We start from the raw sequence: 19,868 nt of genomic DNA on the forward strand, positions 1-19,868 counted from the left end.
ATTAATTATATACAAAAAAACCGCCTTGGCAGCCGGAGCTACTGGGGCGGAACCTCAGAAAATGGCTAACTTGCGGCATGGATGCCTTAAACTTTCCGCCATTTGATTACAAAGTTACAAAATCCGGCGCTAATTATCTGATTTTTGATATACTTCGGCGCAAAAACGTGGTGCTTACCCCGGAAGAGTGGGTCCGTCAGCATCTTGTCCATTACCTGATAAATGCCCTAGGCTATCCCAAAAGCCTTATCAGCATAGAGCGCGGCACCAGCTACAACAAACTTCAGAAGCGCACTGATCTATGTGTGTATAACAATCAGGGGCAGGCGCACCTACTCATCGAGTGCAAGGCCGCGCATGTGCCTGTTACGCAGCAGGTAGTGAAGCAGGTTTCTATATATAACCAAACGGTGCAGGCACGCTACGTGGTTATCACCAACGGCATGCAGCACTACTGCTGGGAAGTGGATTTTGAGGCGAGAACGTATAAGCCACTGCAGGACATACCACCCTTCTATTAGCTATATTTTGGGTTTTATATATACTTATCCTCCAACCGTGAACGGTAAGTCAATCAAAGTATAGCCTGTTGTTTACCATGCCGTTATTAAAATACTGGAGTAAGGCTTTTAGCTTTTGTGCGGCTTTAGGTTCGGTAGTTGGGGAAGGGGCCAGGTCCGAGAACGTATAAAAACTTACGGCATCGTTTGCCTTTAACTCTGCAACCACATTTGGCTGCACTAATACATAGGCATTCCCATTAAAGAATATTGCGTGCCCGCCAAAATTATCGTCCAAAAGTGAGTGGCCAAATGGTAAAAGCTTATCCGTTGGCAGGTTCAGGTAATCCACTACTGTGGCCGGGATATCCGCGTGCTGCGCTACTTTATCAGGGTTAATTCTCGGCAACCTCCTGGCAGGGTGGAAGAGGAGCAGCGGCACCCGGTAATGCCCTAGCTCGTTCTGGTAAGCTGGGTTTATACTTTTCTGCGTATGGTCTGCCGTGATGATGAATAAAGTGTTGTGATACCATGGCTGCTTTGCCGCAGACTGAAAAAACTCCTTCAGGGCGTAATCGGCGTAGCCAATCGATTCATGAATCTCGAGCTCTCCTTTCGGGAAGGTATTTTTATACTTGTCAGGTATTGTATATGGTTGGTGTGAGCTGAGCGTGAAGATGGTAGCCATGAAGGGTTTCTCAAACTCAGTAAGCTGCTTGGAAACGTACTGCAAGTATGGCTCATCAAAAATGCCCCATTGCCCGTCAAAGTCATTCTTCCGTAATTGTTCTGGGTACTCATCCATACCGAAATACTGCTGCACACCTGCACGGCGCGAAAAATCGTTAAAGCCCATAGAGCCATTGGCTGCCCCATGAAACATTGCAGTTTTATAATTTTGCTGCTGCAACAAGGTGCCAAGGCCGTACACATTGTTAGCCTGGTAAGGCGACGTGATAAACGGCTCCAGCATGAGCGAAGGCACCCCGGCAAGGATGGATGGAAGCGCCTCGATGGATTTTCTGCCGTTAGCAAAGGCATTCCTGAAAAGTATCCCTTCGGTAGCCAGCGAGTCCAGAAAAGGCGTATAGCCCTGTCCGTGATTAAGCGCACCAACGTATTCGGCGGCAAAACTTTCCAGGATCAAGATAACCACATTGTCTTTTTTAATCGGACCATCCTGTGCGGCATAGGCACCTGGCGCAAACTCCATGGCATTGAGCAAGGCGTCATCGGAAGTGAAATAGCGCTTTTCCTCCAGTTTGGTCTGTCCTATCCCTTTTATGAAAGTAAAAGGGCTATTGAGGGTAAGATGCCCTAAAGCGGCAGGTTCTAACACGAAAGCATGGCTTGGGCGCAAAGGCTTCAGTTGCAGGCCACCCCGAATGCCTAACACGATAAATCCGGCGACCAGTATTAGACGCACGCCTCGCAGCCATACGTTTGGTTGTGTTGCTTTGGATGCCTGCTGGCCAGTTTTAGGATATACCTTGGCGAGGGCGTAGATAAGCACGGCAAAGCCTAGTATAAGGTACCAATAGTAGGTTACCAGCTGCCCAAACTGCTCTATAATATCATCGGTGATGGCGAAGATCTCGTTGCTGGATCTGCGGCCAATGAACTTGAAAAACTCAACATCAACCAGCGCTAATGCTATAAACGGTAGGTTAGAAAGTATGAAAATCCACTTTAATGCCCGCTGATAAGTCGGGTTTAAGGTATTGCCCACCGGAAACAGCGACAGAAGTATAAACAGGCTGTTCACGGCAAAAATAGCCGCCACATCAAATCGTAGGCCATGTAAAAAAGCCAACAGCGTAGTTCCGAAGCCAGCTTCGGCAAATGTGCTATAATTCAGTAGATAAAATACTACTCGCAACAGCATATACAGGCCAAATAACATGCCCAAGCGTCGTAACAGTAGTTTAAGGGAAATATCGAACATGAAATGATCGTGTAATGAAAAGCGCAAAACGCATGGCCGCAGGTTTTGCAGCCCTTGTATTTATTTTTATATCTTCCAAGATACTGCCGCAAACCTAACGCCTGTCAGCGTGCAGCAGTTCGTTTAAGGTATGGCAAAAATAAGGGCGCCTTCCTGACAAAGTCAAAAAGGCGCCCTCAACTATCTATTTGTGCGTACTAAAGCACGTTCTCAGCCGGTACGAACTCCAGGCCAAATGCTTGGGCAACGCCTTCGTATACCACTTTGCCTTGTACTACGTTCAGGCCTTTCAGCAACTCTGCATTGTCGGCGCAGGCTTTTTTCCAGCCTTTGTTAGCCAATTGCAGCGCGTATGGCAGGGTAGCATTGGTAAGGGCAAGCGTAGAAGTATAAGGCACGGCACCTGGCATGTTGGCCACGCAGTAATGCAGTACATCATCGATCACGTAAGTTGGATCCTCGTGCGTAGTTGGCTTGCATGTTTCGATGCAACCTCCCTGGTCTACGGCAACGTCAACAACCACAGTGCCTGGGCGCATTTCCTTCAGCATGTCTCTGGTGATAAGGTGCGGAGCCTTTGCACCCGGGATAAGCACCGCGCCGATGATTAAGTCGTGCGTAGGCAGTAGCTCACGGATGTTATACTCGTTAGACATGAAGGTATTCACGTTGGCCGGCATGATATCATCCAGGTAACGCAGGCGCTGTAAGTTGTTATCAAGTATGGTTACGTCTGCACCCATACCGGCAGCCATTTTCGCAGCGTTGGTTCCTACCACACCACCACCCAGGATCATAACCTTGGCAGGGCGAACGCCTGGCACGCCACCCAACAGAATACCACGGCCTTTCAGCGGCTTCTCCAAATACTTGGCACCTTCCTGCACCGACATGCGGCCGGCAACCTCAGACATAGGAACCAGCAGTGGCAACGATCTGTCAGCCTTCTCTACGGTTTCATAAGCAAGGCAAACCGCCTTGCGCTCAATCATGGCGTGAGTCAGCGGCTCGTAAGATGCAAAGTGGAAGTATGTAAATAGCAACTGGTCTTCCTTAATTAGGCTGTATTCAGACTCAATTGGCTCTTTAACTTTAATGATCATTTCCGCGATGCCGTATACATCCTCTATGCTTGGCAGGATAGTAGCACCGGCAGCCGTATAATCATCGTCCATAAAGCCGCTGCCTTCGCCGGCAGTAGACTGAACGTAAACGGTGTGGCCATTGCGCACCAATTCAATCACACCGGCAGGGGTTGCGCCTACGCGGTTTTCGTTATTTTTGATCTCCTTCGGAACACCAATTATCATGTCGCGATCAGTTTAAAAAGTAACAGTTTTTTTGTTTAGCTGCGCAAAGATACCATTAGTTTGCAGAAATAAAATACTTATGCCTAAGCGCGAATTAAGTGCTTGAGTATGAGTTTGTAAAACTGCCTGTAGCGTATACTGGACTTGCCGATCAAAAAACGCCTAGCGAGAAGGTATAAAATGAAAAAAGGCAGCGATAGAATCACTGCCATTAGTACAAAATAAAACTATGAAAAAAACTATCTGAAAGGTACCGGCTTTACGCCTTCCCTTAACATATTTTTTGATGCCTTGTTTTCCTGCACATCCGCTTTAAGCGTGAGCCTTAGGGTAGGCATTACAATATCATTTGATGAAACCGTTACAACTTCGGTTTGTTCCTTTAACACTGCCGGAACGTACGTTAGTTCCAGTGTGGCTACTTGCCCTGCCTTAATTTCTGCCACCGACGAGCGGTAAGTTACGCAGTTACAGGCGCTTTGCACACCTTGTATGATAAGTGGCTGGCGGCCAGTATTTCTTACTTTAAAGCTAGCCACCGCTTTTTGTCCTTTTTCAAGTTTTCCAAAGTTATGGCTTGTGCTTCCGACTGCCAAACGCGGCGATAATGCTTTTTGTTCCGCAGTGTAACCGCTTTTTAAATCTTTTGTGCTCACCTCACCTTTAATGTACAAAGTATGAGTTGGCTCCTCAGAATTATTAGAGGTTACGGTAATGGATTTATAAAACGGGCCCGGCCGGCCTTCTGAATTATACACAGCTTTAATCATGCCAATTTTACCCGGCAAGATCGGCTCTTTGGTCCAGGTAGGGGTAGTGCAGCCGCAGGAAGCCTGTACTCCCGTAAGAACCACGGGGTCTTTGCCTACGTTTTTTACCCGAAACACATATGAAGCCAGTGTGCCTTCTGCTATGGTGCCAAAGTCGTGGGTTTCTTTTTCAAGAATGAGTTTGCCCTGTCCCTTAGCTACATAGCTTGCAAATATAAGGCACAAAAAAGTAAGGATGTATAGCTTACGTATCATAAAACCAGCAGAAGCAAATAAGGCGCAAAATATGCTTTGTTATATCCAGCGCAAAGCAAATGTACAACTTTCTTTTTTAACATGAGCGTTTCCCTGGCGCTTCAGGCTCTACAACAAAGCGCTCTCAATTTGAAATAAGGGGAATCTTCAGTACTTTTGATCAGAAAAAACTCATTTTGTTTTAAACAAGACAACATGCAAACTGCTGAAGCATCAACAACTCACAAAATAACTGCTGAAGAAATTCTGAATGATTACCGCCTTGCCTGGGAAAGTCGCCACGCAAGCCTTGCCGGACGCAAAGAAGTGTTCATGGGCAAAGCTAAGTTTGGTATCTTCGGGGATGGAAAGGAAGTGGCACAACTGGCTATGGCTAAGTTCTTTAGGAACGGGGACTTTCGTTCGGGCTACTACCGGGATCAGACGTTCATGTTTGCCATCGGCGAGCTGACGCTGCAGCAATACTTTGCACAATTATATGCCCACACCGATGTGGATGCAGAGCCATCTACGGCTGGCCGTGCCATGAACGGGCACTTTGGCACACGTTTGCTAGATGATGAAGGCAACTGGAGAAACCTGATGGAGCAGAAAAACTCCAGCTCTGATGTTTCTCCGACGGCTGCACAAATGCCACGATTAGTAGGGCTTGCTTATGCCTCAAAACTGTACCGTGAGAACCCGGAACTCCAAAATCTGAAAAGCTTTTCCGTAAATGGGGACGAGGTAGCCTTTGGAACTATCGGCAATGCCTCTACTTCAGAAGGCATGTTCTTCGAAGCCATTAACGCTGGCGGGGTGTTACAGGTGCCTATGCTTGTTTCGGTTTGGGATGATGGATACGGAATTTCCGTACCAGCTAAATACCAGACAACCAAGGGAAGTATTTCAGAAATCTTGGCCGGTTTTCAGCGCAACAGCCCAGGCGAGCAAGGTTATGAGATTTTTAAAGTAAAAGGCTGGGACTACGCAGCGCTTTGCGAAACATATGCGCGAGCCGTACGAGTGTGCCGCGAGCAACATGTTCCGGTTCTAGTGCACGTGGAGGAACTTACACAGCCACAAGGCCACTCCACTTCAGGCTCGCATGAGCGCTATAAAACAAAAGAGCGCCTGGATTGGGAAGCCGACCACGACTGCCTTCTGAAAATGCGCGAATGGATGCTTCACAACGATGTTGCCAGCGCAGAGCAACTGGATCAGATCGAAGCAGATGCTAAGGAAGCCGTAAAAGTAGCAAGAACAAATGCTTGGAGCGCTTTTTCTGAAGCCATTAAAGCCGATCATGAGGAGGCGTTGCACCTTTTAGACAACCTGGCAACGGCCAGCGAGCATATAACCGAAGTAGCCACTATAACAGAAGAGCTCCGCAAAACGGCTACTCCAATCCGCAGCGATGCAGTTAGGGCGGTGCGCAAAGCCCTTCGCTACGTGCGCGACGAGAACAACCAGGCAAAGCGCGAGCTGGTTGGCTGGTTGGAGCAAGCCATGGGCGAAAACTCAGATCGCTTTAACTCATACTTGTTCAGCCAGTCTGAGCAAGCTGTGCAATTAATAGAAGAAGTTAAGCCGGAGTTTGACGACAACTCACCGGTTGTGGATGGCCGTGAGGTGCTGCAAGCCTGCTTTGATGCCATGCTTGCCCGTGATCCGCGTGTGTTTGCCATTGGTGAGGACGTTGGTTTTATCGGTGACGTAAATCAGGCTTTTGCCGGTCTGCAGGAAAAGCACGGTGAGCTGCGCGTAACAGATACAGGTATCCGTGAGTGTACCATCATCGGGCAGGGAATAGGTGCTGCATTGCGCGGCCTGCGCCCAATCACCGAGATTCAGTACCTGGATTACCTACTGTATGCTATTCAAATTCTTTCTGACGATGTGGCTTGTTTGCAGTACCGCACCAAGGGCGGGCAGAAAGCCCCGCTGATTGTGCGTACGCGTGGGCACCGCCTGGAAGGCATTTGGCATTCAGGCTCACCGATAGGCATGATCCTAAATAGCATACGTGGTATGCACGTGCTTGTGCCGCGCGACATGACCCAAGCTGCAGGTTTCTATAACACACTTTTAAAAGCTGATGAGCCTGCAATTGTGATCGAGTGCCTGAACGGTTACCGCCTGAAAGAACGCATCCCGAACAACATCGGTGAGTTTACGGTGCCACTTGGCAAACCGGAAATTCTTCGCCAAGGTACGGATATAACCATCGTGACGTATGGCTCTATGTGCCGCATCGTATTGGATGCCTCCAAGCAACTGGAAGAATTCGGCATCTCTGCAGAAGTAATTGACGTGCAAACGCTACTGCCTTTCGACGTGGACCATGTAATTACGGACTCTATCCGCAAAACGAACCGTGTATTGTTCACCGACGAAGATGTGCCAGGAGGCGCCTCTGCTTACATGATGCAGCAGGTTGTGGATGAGCAGGGAGCCTGGAGGTGGCTGGATTCTAAACCGCAGTGCCTGTCGGCGCAGGCGCATAGGCCAGCATACTCTTCAGACGGAGATTATTTCTCTAAGCCTAACCCTGAAGACGTGTTTGAGTCTGTGTATGAGATCATGCACGAAGCAGACCCAGAGGCTTATCCGAAGATCTACTAAAACCAGACTATAAAAAGAGAAGCCCCGGCAAGTTGCTTGCCGGGGCTTCTCTTTTTATACTTATATCTAAAGCGAATTTAAACCCTAACGCCCTTGACCCTGGTATATAACAACGTCATCGGTGTAAACGACATTGCTCTTGTTCAAGTCGCGGTCATATATAAATATCTCGAAGCGAACGGTATCGCCGGGTGGGAAAGCGTCTGATGAAAAACTGTCGATGGTATAGCGAATCTCGCCTTCAAGCGTTTCCGGGCTATCACTACTTGAAAGCCTCGGAAAACGACCATCGAAATTAACAAAGCTGTCCACGTAGGTGTTGCCGCGCTTAATCTGAAGCTTGGCGAAAAAGTTATTAAAATACAGGGAGCCTGAATTGAAGGGTGGCTCAAAATCGGGTCCGGATTGCGTACCATCTAGCCCAACGCGGTTTAAACCCAAGTTACCATCACCATCCTGAAAATCAATGGCGATGATTAAGGTGTCTGAGATGATTTTATTATTAGTATATGTATACTGCTCTACCCTGTCAAACTCGATATGGGGTATTTCGCTATAGTTCGGTTCCTCGCGGCAACCGGAAGCAATAAGAGCCAGCACCAGTAGCATGGTGCCATACTTTAGCATGTATTTCATGTGGAGTGTCAGAAAATGAAGCTAAATTTACTAAATCAAACGCAGGAAATATAGCATTTGTTGTATTCAATGGATTTCAAAAAGCACCATATCAGCCTACTGCGGCAACAAGAGCCCTTTGACTTTAATTCTACGGCTTTGGCATTGTTCCGTTTTCAGGCTCAGCATAATAATGTGTACCGCCAGTACCTGGATTACCTGAAAGTTAAGCCGAATAAAGTTGATACGCTCGCTAAGATCCCTTTTCTGCCGATCGAATTCTTTAAAGAACAGCAGGTCGTAACAGGAGCCTTTGAGCCAGAAGCAATATTTTATAGCAGCGGCACTACACAGCAAGCGCGCAGCCAGCACTTTGTAGTGGATTTGAATCTTTACCACGAAGTGTCCGAAAGAATTTTCGAGCACTTTTATGGTTCCCTGCAGGATTACGTGATACTTGCGCTGCTACCATCCTACTTAGAACAAGGGGGCTCGTCGCTGGTAGCCATGGCCGATGACTTTATAAAAAAAAGCGGGCAGCAGGAGGAGGGTTTTTACCTGCAAAATCTTGATAAATTGCTGGAAACCATTCGGCTTGCTAAAGGCCGTGGAAAGAAGGTGCTGCTTTTGGGCGTTTCATATGCCCTGCTGGACCTGGCGGATAAAGTACAAGGCAAACTGGATTTTGCAGGAGTAACTGTGATGGAAACGGGCGGCATGAAAGGCAGGCGCCGTGAGATGATCCGGGAGGAATTGCACGCCCTGCTAACCAGTGGCTTAGGCGTTGCCTCTATCCACTCAGAGTATGGCATGACGGAGCTGCTCTCGCAAGGCTATTCGCAGGGCGAAGGCATCTTCTGGCCAGGCTATACTATGAAAATTCTGCTCCGCGACCTGAACGACCCTTTTGATGTGCGCGATGATTTGCGCAGCGGCGGCATAAACGTCATCGATCTTGCCAATGTACATTCCTGCGCCTTCATCGAAACGAAGGACATTGGCCGCAAACACCCTGATGGTAGTTTTGAGGTTCTGGGCCGCTTTGATAATTCTGATATCAGGGGTTGCAATTTGCTTGTTGGGTAGCATCTTTCCTGGCATTTGTACGTTTGAGTGCCCATGGGATACATAGCTTTTGCAGTTTTTGTAGCAGGCATCTGCCTGTTTTTTTATAGATGGGCCACCCGTAAGACAAGGGCCCGCAAGCAAATTATAAAAAAGGATTTTCCGGTTGAATGGCGTAAAATTCTGGAAGATCGGGTTGGTTTTTACCACACGTTGCAGTCTGAAGAGGAGAAGCGGCGCTTTGAGAAAATGCTGCAGCTTTTCCTTTCTGAAAAACGAATTACCGGCATAGATGTGGAGGTGGATGACCTTACAAAAATTCTGGTTGCCTCCAGCGCCATCATTCCTATCTTCGGCTTCCGCGATTGGGAGTATCATAATTTGGGCGAGGTACTTGTGTTTCCGGGGAGCATCAAGAAGTATAAAAACAAGGATAACCAGGCGGTGAGTGAGGTGCTCGGGCGCGTGAACCCATTCCAGAACGACCATTATGTCACGCTATCTAAACCAGCGCTGGAGCGGGGCTTCAATGACATGGCTGACCGTAAAAACGTAGGCATTCATGAGTTTGCACACATGCTGGACCAGGCAGACGGAGAGATCGACGGAACACCGGAAACATACTTGCCGGATGAACTGGTTGAGCCCTGGCGTGAGCTGATGTACCGCGAGATCAAGAAAATTGAGAAAGGCACGTCAGATATAGATAGCTACGGCGCTACCAGCGAGGCAGAATTTTTTGCAGTAGTTACAGAGTACTTTTTTGAAAAGCCTGACCAGCTAGCCGAGAAGCACCCAAAACTTTATGCCTTGCTCACGCGTGTATTCGACCAAAACCCCAAAAAGCGCTTCCGTATTAACTTTAAAAAGCTGCTAAACCCTTATGGCAAACGCCTAGGACGGAATGAGCCATGCCCTTGCGGAAGCGGTAAAAAGTATAAGCAGTGCTGCAGATTAAAGCGAAATAAATAAGCTTACCAAGGCGTGCAGAACTATGAATTTGGCTAATGCATAGTATGAAAAAGGCCACTGCATACTTGCAGCGGCCTTTTAAGTATAACGTATACTTCAGGTCTTAGCTAACCACTGGCCGGGCAAATGCCTTGGCATCTTCCTCGGTTATCTCGTTTCCGCTCATAATTACCAGGCGCTCTACCACGTTTCGGAGTTCGCGCACGTTTCCGCGCCAGTCAAGCTGTTTTAAGAACTCCAGCGCGCCGTTGGTAATGGTTTTGGGTTTGTTGCCGTAATCGTTGGCAATGTCGTTCAGGAACTTCTGCACTAGGTCCGGAATGTCCTCGCGGCGGTCGTTAAGCGGTGGCACATGGATCAGGATTACGCCTAGGCGGTGGTACAAGTCTTCCCGGAAATTCTTATTCTCGATCTCTTCCAGCAGGTTTTTGTTAGTGGCTGCTACTACGCGCACATCTACCTGAATATCCTTGTCGCCGCCTACGCGGGTAATTTTATGTTCTTGCAGAGCGCGCAAAACTTTGGCCTGCGCCGATAGGCTCATGTCGCCCACCTCGTCCAGGAAAAGCGTGCCGCCGTTGGCCTGCTCAAACTTACCGATGCGCTGCTTCACCGCCGATGTAAATGAGCCTTTTTCGTGGCCAAACAGCTCACTCTCGATCAGCTCACTGGGGATGGCAGCGCAGTTTACTTCCACCAATGGGCCACCACTCCGGTTGCTATGCTCATGTATGGCACGTGCCACCAGCTCTTTACCAGAACCGTTGGGGCCAGTAATCAGTACGCGGGCATCTGTTGGGGCAACTTTCTCGATGGCTTGCTTTACCCGGTTAAGGGCAGGGGAGGAGCCAACCATCTCGTAGGTCTTGGATATTTTCTTCTTTAGGATTTTCGTCTCCGTCACCAGGTTCGATTTATCCAGCGCGTTACGCACGGTAACCAGCAAACGGTTTAGGTCCGGTGGCTTCTGCAGAAAATCATAGGCACCTTTCTTGGTGGCTTCCACGGCTGTATCAATGTTGCCGTGCGCCGAGATCATGATAAACGGAGAATCTGGCGAGTCCTCCATGGCTTTCTCAAGCACCTCGATGCCATCCATGCCAGGCATTTTTATGTCGCAGAGCACCACATCATACTTCGTTTTACCGAGTAGTTGCAGTCCTCTTTCTCCATCCTCAGCCTCATCCACCGTGTAATTCTCAAACTCCAGAATTTCCTTGAGGGTGCTTCGGATGGCCCTTTCATCGTCTATAATCAGAATTTTGGGCATAGTTTTATTTTAAATCTTCGTCTTAATTGATAGCTAATTGAGCGGCACGGGCCAAGATACAGCAAAAAACAGAAAGTATGAACGGTTAAAGTATACCAGGCAGTTTATACTTCACAACTCCAAAACTCATACTTTATACTTTAAAGTATGGGCCTAGCTTACATTTTTGCTACCTGCAAACCGCTGCTTACTACAAGTGCGTCTTCCAACGCACCAAACACAGGGTCGGCAATACCAGTAGCCTTACCAAGAGATTTACGCAGGTAAAAGCTGGCGTATGTGGCAGCCACAGCGCCTAATGCGCCAAGAGCAGCTCCCTCAGCGGCGTTTTTTCTATCGGATAGGTAAATGGCGGCGCCAACCAGGGCTCCTGATGCCCCCCGAAAAAGAAGCGAAGGCAGTTCAATCCTATCAGGGATTCCCGGTAACTTATCTCCAAGCAACTCGGTGGCAGATAGCCCGGATAGCACTGTAGCCACAGTCTTATTTTCTAGTAAGTGCAGCGGTGTATTTTGTAGTAAGCCTTCGTTGCGGCTGCTTAGGTTTCTGCTAAGCAGGGCAGGCGCCGAAAGTGAGCGTAAACCAGCTAGTGCGCCAAGTGCCAATGTTTTGTATAGTATCTTTTTCATCAGTTATATCTTGTTAAATTTTTATACCATACGTGGCGAATGCCCCATAAGGTAGTATTATACTTAGCCCAATGAAATTTATACTTGTTGCCCTGCTAGTAATGAGGAGTTAAAGTCCAGCCCTTAATTTTATCATAGGCATGCTTAGTGTGCTATAGGTATTGTAAAGCTAAATGTGCTTCCTTCACCTTCCTGGCTGCTTATAGTCATTCTGCCGCCATGCTTTTCCACGAAATCCATGCACAAGTTTAGGCCTAGGCCGGAGCCTTTTTCATTGTTCGTGCCAAAGGTAGAGACGCTCTCATGGCTTCGTTTCAGGAGTTTCTGCAGGTTATCCTCGGGTATGCCTATGCCTTCGTCTGTAACGGTTATACTTGCCATACTGCCTTGCTGCCGCGCGGCTATATACACGTTCCTACCTGAGGGGGTGAATTTGATAGCGTTAGAAACCAGGTTGCGTAAAATCGTTTGGAGCATGTCAGTGTCAGCGTTAACTACGATGCCCTCTGGCACCTTATCGTCTAGTTGCACGCCTTTTTGGCTTGCTTGCTGGCGCAAAGGCTTCAGTACGTTGTGTAACTCGGGCTTCAGTGCTAGCGGCACAGGCTCAAATCTAACACGCTCAAACTGGCTTTGCGTCCAGAGCAGTAGGTTATTCAGTAGCTCAAGCGAGTTGCCTGTGCTATCTTTTAGCTTCTCTACATAGCTCACAATCTTATCTTTGCTCAGCTTCTTCTCGTTTTTAGAGATTAGCTCCAACAAAGCCACAGTGCTACCCAACGGCCCTCTCAGGTCATGAGCAATGATTGACAGCATCTTATCTTTATAATTGTTATGCTGCATCAGGCGATTGTTCAAGGCACTTATCTCTTTTTGCTGCTCTTTTAGCGCTGTTACATCTACAGCCAATTGCAGAAGTGCGGGCTTATCGGTACCTGAGAAAGTAAAAGGCAGTTTAGTAGTCTGGTAGAAATGACTGGTGCCGTTGTTGAGTTGCAACTTTTCCTCGCAGGTCGAGTCTTGGAATGGATCGTCTTCTTGGGGTGTGATGTATTGCGCCCCATCAGGTAAATCTGGTTCCGGCTTGCCTAAAAGCACTTCTACGCTGGTATTATGGAAGGCGGCAGTGGCGTTGTTCGCCATTATCACATTGCCCTCAGAGTCTTTTGCAAACAGGCGGTAAGGCACTAAGTCTATGACCTGGCGGAGCCGTTTTTCCGCATGGCGCAGGGCAATCTGAGTTTTAATGCGCGCCAGTACCTCTTTGGCTTTAAATGGTTTGGTTACGTAATCTACGCCGCCAACCTCGAAGGCTTTCAGAATATCCTCTTCCTCGCTTTTGGCTGTCAGGAAAATGATCGGAATATCAGCGGTGGAAGGCATGCTTTTTAACTGCTCACATACTTGGTAACCCGACATGCCAGGCATCATCACATCTAATAGAATGAGGTCTGGTTGCTTTTCGGTGGCAATCTTTATGGCCTTGGGGCCACTATCGGCCAGCAAGAGTTTATAGTGGGCATTCAGCACCGAAGCGGCAAGTTGCAGGTTCTTGGGCTGGTCATCCACGATCAGGACAACACTTACATTCTTGCGTTGCTCGGATAATATATTTGCTCTGTTCATAGCTTCTCTTTGGTTTGTCTCACACGAGTTTTCAGGTCATTTAGTAGTTGCGTCATGCGTTCAATATCAAAGCTGCTGTATGCCTGCGAGAGTAACTCCACATGGCTTTCCAGGAAATGGTACAACTCGTGCTGCTCCATGTATAACTTCAGGCCGTTTATCAGATCCGCGATGGCATCCAGGTCCATGATTTCGGCAAGCTCGGCAGCCGGAACAGCATATTTCTCCTCAATAATGTGTAAGTGCTGGCGTAACGCGTCTCTCTGGTCGGGGGTAAGGCCAGTTAGGTCATCAGGGGCGGGGGCTTTAGCGTTGGCTTCTTCCTGCTCCTCCAAATGGTGTGGCAGGTGTGCGGTAAGTTCTTTCAGTAACTGGCTTTTATGCACAGGCTTGCGTAAGAATCCGTCGAAATGCTCACGTACCATATCTTCATCCTGCTTTAGTATAGAGGCAGTAAACGCTACAACAGGAATATCCTTTGTCTCGGCAATTGATCGGAGGGCAGTAGTGGTATCATAACCATCCATCACAGGCATGCGCAAGTCCATAAGTATGAGATCGGGTTGGTGTTGCTGAGCCATCTGTAGCCCTGCCTGCCCGTTGTTAGCTTCTAACAGATTAATGTCATACTCGGCCAGATAGGTGCGCACAAGTTGCACGTTGTGCGTGATATCATCCACGACAAGTATAGTAGGATGGAAGAACTGAACCTTTGCTGTGCTCCAATTATACTGCTCGTCATGAGAGACATCGATATCCAGAAACTCTATGTCATGGAGGAGCACTTTAAAGCTGGAGCCTTTGCCCAACTCACTGCTTACTGCAATTTCGCCGCCCATTAGTTCTACCAGTCTGCGCGTAATGGCCAAGCCTAAACCTGTTCCGCCATAGTGCTTCACGCTTACACCTTTTGCCTGCCGGAACATGTCGAAAATAATGCTCAGATCGGAAGGTGCTATGCCAATGCCTGTATCTGTAACGCTTATTGATAAGTCATACTGGTGCTTTTCAGGGTTGATCTTCTCAATGGATACCTCAATGGTTATAAAGCCATTATGTGTAAACTTCATGGCGTTTCCGACCAAGTTAACAAGTATCTGGCGCAACCTAATCTCGTCCAGGACCAGCGATTTAGGCAAGCTAGAGGCAATACTGATTTGTATGCCGATATTCTTATTTTCCGCCGCTGGCAAGAACATCATCCGGATATCCTCCAGCACATGCTCCAGGTTTACAGGTTCCAGGTCAAGGGCAAGTTGGCCTGCTTCAATTTTAGAGAGATCGAGCAGGTCGTTTATCAGGCTAAGCAGGGTTTTGCCGCTCGACAAAATAGTGCGCAAGTATTCTTTGGAGATGGTATCTGAAGTGGTGTTCAGCAATATCTCGGAGAAGCCAAGAATTGCGTTCATCGGGGTTCTGATCTCGTGGCTCATATTAGCGAGGAACTCGCTTTTTGCACGGTTCGCGTCTTCTGCCTCTTCTTTTGCTACCAGCAGCTCCTTGTTCGCGCGCTTATTATACTCCAGCGCCGTTTCCAACTGCGACTGGTATTCTTTTATTTCCGTAAAATCCTGAACAATGGACCATAGTAATTCGCGGCCATTTTTATCCCGGAAAACCATCCCGCTCACCAACACTGGAATACTGGTTCCATCTTTACGGATAAGCTCCTTTTCGTAGGGGCCATAGGTATACTTATGGTTTAGGGCCTTATGAAAAAGCAGCTCCTCATACTCACCGTCAAGGTGGGCAATGTCTTTAAATTTTTGCTGTGATAACTCTTCCCAGGTATAGCCGGTGCTATGGAGTAGAGCATTGTTGCCTTCCACAAACTGGCCAGTGTACAAATCGTTAAGCGCGATGCCAACAGGGCTCAGGTCAAAGAGACCACGGAAGCGCTCTATACTTTCGTTTAACGCGAGATCAGTCTGCCGGCGGTTTTCTGCGTTGGTCAGCAGCTCGGCAAGTACAGTCAACAAGCTCAACTCGCGTTCTTGCCACTGGCGGTTATGCAGCACAGAATCAAACCCGATAAAGCCCAGGCACTCCGAGCCATTCATCATAGGCACGGTGATAAACGTTTTAATGTCCTGTGATATCAGGTGTTGCCTCAGCGGTAATCCTGAGTCCAGCTCTTGTGTATCGGGTATGTAAAAAGCCTTCCCCTCCCGGTGCATTTTTACCATTTCAGGTGCAATAGCTAGCGGTAAGGTTTGCAAGTTGTGGATTTGCGGGCTGATTCCTGGGGCGCACCACTCATATGTGTTTGATACTGTCTGCTCGTTAAAACTATACCTGAATACGTAGGCGCGATCTACCTCGGCATAGGAGCCGGTCTCCTCTAAGGCAAAATTGATCGCATCGTCGAGCTTACCCAAGGGGATGTTTACGAAATCGGTAGCCAGTTTCATCAGAACGCGCTGCAACTCATTGCTCTGCAGCAAGGCTGCCTCGGTACGTTTGCGTTCTGTAATATCACGCATACTTCCTTCTGTGCCAACAACTTTTCCGTTCTCGTCCCAGATCAGGTGTGCATTAATGGAAGTATAAATTACCCGTTCATCCTTAGTTTGTAACCTGGCCTCAAAGTCTATCACCTCACCGCGCTCCTGCAAGAGCCTTGTAAGCTCATCGCGCTCGCTTTCATCGTAGTAGAAAAAGCTAGAAGACTTGCCCAATACATCCTCGCGGGTAAAGCCGGAGTTCCGGAAGATAGATGGGCTGATTTCGGTGGCTACGCCTTCTGCATCAGTTTGGTAGAAAACGTCCTGGATGTTTTCAAAAATACGGCGGTATTTCTCCTCGCTTAACTTTAAGGCGTCTTCTGCTTTTTTACGCTCTGTAATGTTATGGAAGATAGTTCGGGAAGAAATGAGCTTTCCATTCTCGTAAATGCCAGACGTGTTTCCTTCAACAAGTACTTTCTCACCGCTTTTGGTGATAAGTTGGGCCTCAAAACTAGGGATCTCCTCACCTTTAAGCAGGCGATTAAAGAGCATCTTACAATGTGCTGCACAGTCCGGATGTATGATTTGGAAGAGATCCAACTCGGGGAGTTCATCCTTGGTATAACCAAGTGTGTCTTGCCAGGCGCGGTTTACAAACTGCAGTTTGCCGTCTTCCTGCACCATTTGGATCAGCATGGGCGCGTTCTCGAAAAGGTCGCGGTACCGCTCTTCACTTTCTTGCAGTCTTCGGTCACGCTCTACCCGGTCGGTGATGTCGCGAATATGGCCGTACCAGGAAACGCTTCCGTCTGCCTGCCGGCTAGGAGTGGCACTACCGTCAAGCCAGATAATACGGCCATCAGGCATACAGTATCGGAAAGTGTCTTTCCAGCGGTTTAATGTCTCTGCAGACTCCATAATGCATATCGACACGCGCTCAAAATCATCGGGGTGTATGTTTTGGAGCACAATGCTGGCGTCTTCTTTTACCTCTTCCGGTGTAACACCATATATCTGCTTAATGCCATCGCTGGAGTAAGGGAAGTGGGCCGTGCCATCGGGCCGGATGCGGTATTTATAGATCATGCCCGGCACGTTGTGGGCAATGGACGTGAGCTGCTCGTTTTCGCTCATGCTCTCTGTAATGTCAGAAAGGGCACCGACCAATTCCAGGAAGTTGCCATCATCATCCTTTACGGCGGCCAGGCGGTCCTCAACCCAGTTAAGCGTTTGGTCTTTACAGGTAATTCGGTAAGTGAGGGTAAGTACGCCCGTTGCACCTTTATCCAGCCACCGCTTAATCTTTCTTGCCCTGCTGTCTTTTTCTGCTGGCTGCAGCACAGAGTTTAGCCAGTTTGGATGCGCAATAACTTCGGCACGGGTATAGCCTGATATTTTCTCTATATCCTGGCTAATAAAGGTAAAGCGCCTTGTATTTGAGATATCCAGGGCATAAATAACGGCGGGGCTTGCCGTCATAAGGTTTTCGAGCCGCTGCTGTAAGTGGCTAAGCTCTTGCTGCTTTTGGTTTAGGGCGCACTCGGCTTGCTTTCTGCTGTCAATATCCTGCACCAAGGCAATGGCCAAGTCACTATTGGGCCCCTGGTTCACCAGCGATACGGTCAATAGTGCCCAAAATTCGCTGCCATCTTTACGGATGTACCTTTTCTCGATCTCATAAAAGCCAAGGTTGCCGCCTATTAAATCGTTAAAAAGATTAACATCCTTTTCAACATCGTCCGGGTGGGTAAACTCTTTGAATGGCATTTCTACTAGCTCGGCGGCTGTATAGCCTAACATAGTAACAAGCTTACCGTTAACCCTGTTAGGTTTGCCCTCTGATCCTACAATGGCAATGCCAACGCCAACGTTATCAAATAATGAATTAAAGAGAAGATCACCGGTTGCGGCTCTGAAAGGCGACATAAGAAGAGATTTATTTTCTTATAAAGATAAAAAAATGGGTAGTATTAGGCAGGGTTTTAAAGCAAAAGCTCTTTCAAATGTTCAAAAAGTTGAAAAATAACAGGGTGTTTTTAGGAATTATGCAACGCGGCTAAGAATAATGGGTTTTAATGTTTTAACCTTGGTTTAGGATTCAAATTATGGCGCAAAACACAGAACACCGAAAACCTGTTACGCTTTAAGCATGGGTACTTAAATGTATAATATGCGTTAAAGTATATTTTAATTTTTAATTTTAGCCTTCCGTAAAGCTATACGTGATAAGTTTGCGGTAAATACTGAACAAATACTTTTAATGGGATTACAAGACAATAAGGCAGACACGGGAACAAAGCGCAGGTATTTCCTGACACGCAGGCTGGACCGCCTTTTTCTGGAATTGTATAACATCTACGCTTTCCATGTTCGCTTTTTTAAAGAGGTGCTAGTCCCGCCCTATGAGTTTAAGGAAATTGTGCGGCAGTGTTACGAGGTGGGGGTTCGGTCGTTACCGCTTATCTCGCTAACAGGCTTCATTATCGGCATTGTATTTACAAACCAATCCAGGCCCTCGCTAGCTGAGTTTGGAGCTGCTTCCTGGTTGCCCTCGCTTGTTTCCATTGCCATCGTGCGGGCCCTTGCCCCATTGGTTACGGCACTGATTGCTGCAGGGCGTGTAGGCTCTAACATTGGCGCTGAGTTGGGCTCTATGCGCGTAACCGAGCAGATTGATGCCATGGAGGTTTCGGCCACAAACCCTTTTAATTTTTTAGTGGTAACACGGGTGATAGCCACAACACTCATGATACCGGCACTGGCGATGTATACCATCCTGGTGGCGCTAATGGGTGCGTATCTGAACGTGAGCCAGAACGAGCTTACAAGCTTTACGACCTACATTACCCAGGTTTTCGATGCCATCACTTTCCTGGATGTGTTCTCCTCTATCATTAAGTCGTTCATCTTTGGCTTTACCATTGGTATGGTGGGCTGCTATAAGGGGTATTATTCTTCTAAGGGCACAGAAGGTGTAGGTAAGGCTGCAAACTCATCGGTAGTAACGGCCATGTTTATGGTCTTTATAGAGGAGCTGCTGGCTTTGCAGGTAATAAACTTACTAAGAGCGATGTAAGTTGAGCGTATGAAGAAACTAAATCCAAAGATAAACAAGGAGAATAAGGTTATAGAGATTCGGGGCCTGCAAAAGGCTTTCGATGATTTTGAGGTGCTGAAAGGCGTGGATCTGGATTTGTACCAAGGCGAAAACCTGGTGGTGCTGGGCCGTTCCGGCACCGGTAAATCCGTGCTGATCAAGATTATTTCTGGCCTGCTTGGCTCTGACGAGGGCATGGTAAAAGTGCTGGGCAAGGAGGTGGACAAACTAAAGCCGAAAGAACTGGACCAGCTACGCCTGAAGATAGGGTTCTCTTTTCAGAACAGTGCCCTTTACGATAGTATGACGGTACGCGAAAACCTGGAATTCCCGTTGATACGCCACGCAAAGGAAATGACCAAAGCCGACCGCGACCGCGTGATACATGTGGTACTGGAGGCTGTTGGCCTGCTGCAATCTATGAACCAGATGCCTTCGGAATTATCAGGCGGGCAGCGCAAGCGTATAGGTATTGCTCGTACGCTTATCCTAAAACCGGAAATAATGCTCTACGATGAGCCTACAGCCGGCCTGGACCCTATAACAAGTATGGAGATCAACAGCCTGATAAACGAAGTGCAGAAGCGCTTCAACACATCGGCTATCATTATCACCCACGACCTTACCTGCGCCCGCTCCGTCGGCGACCGCATGGTTATGCTGCTGGATGGCCAGTTTCAGCGTCAGGGTACCTTTGAGGAAGTGTTTAACACCGAAGATGAGCGTGTTAAAATGTTTTACGATTACAACTTTGTAAACTAAG

15 protein-coding genes are annotated in these 19,868 nt (G+C 47.9%); 7 read left to right on the forward strand and 8 right to left on the reverse strand.

Translation table 11 applies throughout. The annotated features are described in order from the left end of the window. The first annotated feature begins 77 nt into the window (after window positions 1-77). Window positions 78-521, forward strand: coding sequence for a type I restriction enzyme HsdR N-terminal domain-containing protein (locus D1627_RS05050; protein ID WP_119431162.1), 444 nt, complete (start codon window positions 78-80; stop codon window positions 519-521). 49 nt (window positions 522-570) lie between these two features. Here the strand turns inward: D1627_RS05050 and D1627_RS05055 are convergent, their stop codons facing one another. The 3 genes from D1627_RS05055 to D1627_RS05065 form a co-directional block, all read right to left on the reverse strand. Continuing rightward, window positions 571-2,472, reverse strand: coding sequence for an LTA synthase family protein (locus tag D1627_RS05055; protein ID WP_147383214.1), 1,902 nt, complete (start codon window positions 2,470-2,472; stop codon window positions 571-573). 170 nt (window positions 2,473-2,642) lie between these two features. Beyond that, window positions 2,643-3,755 carry an alanine dehydrogenase gene (ald, locus tag D1627_RS05060; protein ID WP_119431164.1) on the reverse strand — a complete coding sequence of 371 codons (1,113 nt, stop codon included), beginning with the start codon at window positions 3,753-3,755 and terminating at the stop codon, window positions 2,643-2,645. Window positions 3,756-3,994: 239 nt separating this feature from the next. Next, window positions 3,995-4,780: a DUF1573 domain-containing protein gene (locus D1627_RS05065; protein WP_119431165.1), complete on the reverse strand. Its 786-nt coding sequence runs from the start codon at window positions 4,778-4,780 to the stop codon at window positions 3,995-3,997. A 195-nt stretch (window positions 4,781-4,975) separates the two neighbouring features. Between D1627_RS05065 and D1627_RS05070 the strand changes: the two genes are divergently transcribed. Continuing rightward, window positions 4,976-7,384 (forward strand): alpha-ketoacid dehydrogenase subunit alpha/beta, encoded by a 2,409-nt coding sequence (locus tag D1627_RS05070; RefSeq protein ID WP_119431166.1) that lies wholly within the window; start codon window positions 4,976-4,978, stop codon window positions 7,382-7,384. Between the two features lie 84 nt (window positions 7,385-7,468). On the opposite strand, the gene D1627_RS05075 is transcribed toward D1627_RS05070, so the two are convergent. Continuing rightward, a complete protein-coding gene (locus tag D1627_RS05075; RefSeq protein WP_119431167.1) occupies window positions 7,469-8,020 on the reverse strand; it encodes a hypothetical protein in 552 nt (183 codons plus the stop codon). Between the two features lie 69 nt (window positions 8,021-8,089). On the opposite strand from D1627_RS05075, the gene D1627_RS05080 reads away from it, so the two are divergent. Continuing rightward, window positions 8,090-9,085, forward strand: coding sequence for a long-chain-fatty-acid--protein ligase (locus D1627_RS05080; protein WP_119431168.1), 996 nt, complete (start codon window positions 8,090-8,092; stop codon window positions 9,083-9,085). Window positions 9,086-9,118: 33 nt separating this feature from the next. Continuing rightward, complete coding sequence (locus tag D1627_RS05085) at window positions 9,119-10,036, forward strand: zinc-dependent peptidase (protein WP_119431169.1); 918 nt, start codon at window positions 9,119-9,121, stop codon at window positions 10,034-10,036. A 103-nt stretch (window positions 10,037-10,139) separates the two neighbouring features. On the opposite strand, the gene D1627_RS05090 is transcribed toward D1627_RS05085, so the two are convergent. From D1627_RS05090 to D1627_RS05105, 4 genes are all read right to left on the reverse strand, one after another. Beyond that, the gene (locus D1627_RS05090; RefSeq protein ID WP_119431170.1) at window positions 10,140-11,306 is read right to left on the reverse strand and encodes a sigma-54-dependent transcriptional regulator; all 1,167 of its coding nucleotides are present in this window, start codon (window positions 11,304-11,306) and stop codon (window positions 10,140-10,142) included. 158 nt (window positions 11,307-11,464) lie between these two features. Next, window positions 11,465-11,935, reverse strand: coding sequence for a DUF4126 family protein (locus D1627_RS05095; protein ID WP_119431171.1), 471 nt, complete (start codon window positions 11,933-11,935; stop codon window positions 11,465-11,467). A 144-nt stretch (window positions 11,936-12,079) separates the two neighbouring features. Then, the gene (locus D1627_RS05100) at window positions 12,080-13,561 is read right to left on the reverse strand and encodes a response regulator (RefSeq protein ID WP_119431172.1); all 1,482 of its coding nucleotides are present in this window, start codon (window positions 13,559-13,561) and stop codon (window positions 12,080-12,082) included. Further along, entirely contained in the window at window positions 13,558-17,934 is a 4,377-nt protein-coding gene (locus tag D1627_RS05105; RefSeq protein ID WP_119431173.1) for a PAS domain S-box protein, read from the reverse strand. The genes D1627_RS05100 and D1627_RS05105 overlap by 4 nt, the downstream gene beginning before the upstream one ends. Between D1627_RS05105 and D1627_RS18430 the strand changes: the two genes are divergently transcribed. The 3 genes from D1627_RS18430 (at window position 17,840) to D1627_RS05115 (ending at window position 19,867) form a co-directional block, all read left to right on the forward strand. Then, window positions 17,840-18,034 (forward strand): hypothetical protein, encoded by a 195-nt coding sequence (locus tag D1627_RS18430; protein ID WP_199688408.1) that lies wholly within the window; start codon window positions 17,840-17,842, stop codon window positions 18,032-18,034. The genes D1627_RS05105 and D1627_RS18430 overlap by 95 nt on opposite strands. 234 nt (window positions 18,035-18,268) lie before the next feature. Next, entirely contained in the window at window positions 18,269-19,084 is an 816-nt protein-coding gene (locus tag D1627_RS05110; protein WP_119431174.1) for an MlaE family ABC transporter permease, read from the forward strand. Window positions 19,085-19,093: 9 nt separating this feature from the next. Next, window positions 19,094-19,867: an ABC transporter ATP-binding protein gene (locus D1627_RS05115; protein ID WP_119431175.1), complete on the forward strand. Its 774-nt coding sequence runs from the start codon at window positions 19,094-19,096 to the stop codon at window positions 19,865-19,867. The last annotated feature ends 1 nt before the right edge of the window (window position 19,868 follow it).

The organism is Pontibacter oryzae (genome assembly GCF_003576375.1).
GTDB classification, from domain to species: Bacteria; Bacteroidota; Bacteroidia; order Cytophagales; family Hymenobacteraceae; genus Pontibacter; species Pontibacter oryzae.

Bases quoted from the DNA above. Each gene is read 5' to 3' on its own strand.
- D1627_RS05050 (WP_119431162.1), top strand. From the start codon at position 78: ATGGATGCCTTAAACTTTCCGCCATTTGATTACAAAGTTACAAAATCC.
- ald (WP_119431164.1), bottom strand. From the start codon at position 3,755: ATGATAATTGGTGTTCCGAAGGAGATCAAAAATAACGAAAACCGCGTA.
- D1627_RS05065 (WP_119431165.1), bottom strand. From the start codon at position 4,780: ATGATACGTAAGCTATACATCCTTACTTTTTTGTGCCTTATATTTGCA.
- D1627_RS05070 (WP_119431166.1), top strand. From the start codon at position 4,976: ATGCAAACTGCTGAAGCATCAACAACTCACAAAATAACTGCTGAAGAA.
- D1627_RS05075 (WP_119431167.1), bottom strand. From the start codon at position 8,020: ATGAAATACATGCTAAAGTATGGCACCATGCTACTGGTGCTGGCTCTT.
- D1627_RS05080 (WP_119431168.1), top strand. From the start codon at position 8,090: ATGGATTTCAAAAAGCACCATATCAGCCTACTGCGGCAACAAGAGCCC.
- D1627_RS05085 (WP_119431169.1), top strand. From the start codon at position 9,119: ATGGGATACATAGCTTTTGCAGTTTTTGTAGCAGGCATCTGCCTGTTT.
- D1627_RS05090 (WP_119431170.1), bottom strand. From the start codon at position 11,306: ATGCCCAAAATTCTGATTATAGACGATGAAAGGGCCATCCGAAGCACC.
- D1627_RS05095 (WP_119431171.1), bottom strand. From the start codon at position 11,935: ATGAAAAAGATACTATACAAAACATTGGCACTTGGCGCACTAGCTGGT.
- D1627_RS05100 (WP_119431172.1), bottom strand. From the start codon at position 13,561: ATGAACAGAGCAAATATATTATCCGAGCAACGCAAGAATGTAAGTGTT.
- D1627_RS05105 (WP_119431173.1), bottom strand. From the start codon at position 17,934: ATGTCGCCTTTCAGAGCCGCAACCGGTGATCTTCTCTTTAATTCATTA.
- D1627_RS05110 (WP_119431174.1), top strand. From the start codon at position 18,269: ATGGGATTACAAGACAATAAGGCAGACACGGGAACAAAGCGCAGGTAT.
- D1627_RS05115 (WP_119431175.1), top strand. From the start codon at position 19,094: ATGAAGAAACTAAATCCAAAGATAAACAAGGAGAATAAGGTTATAGAG.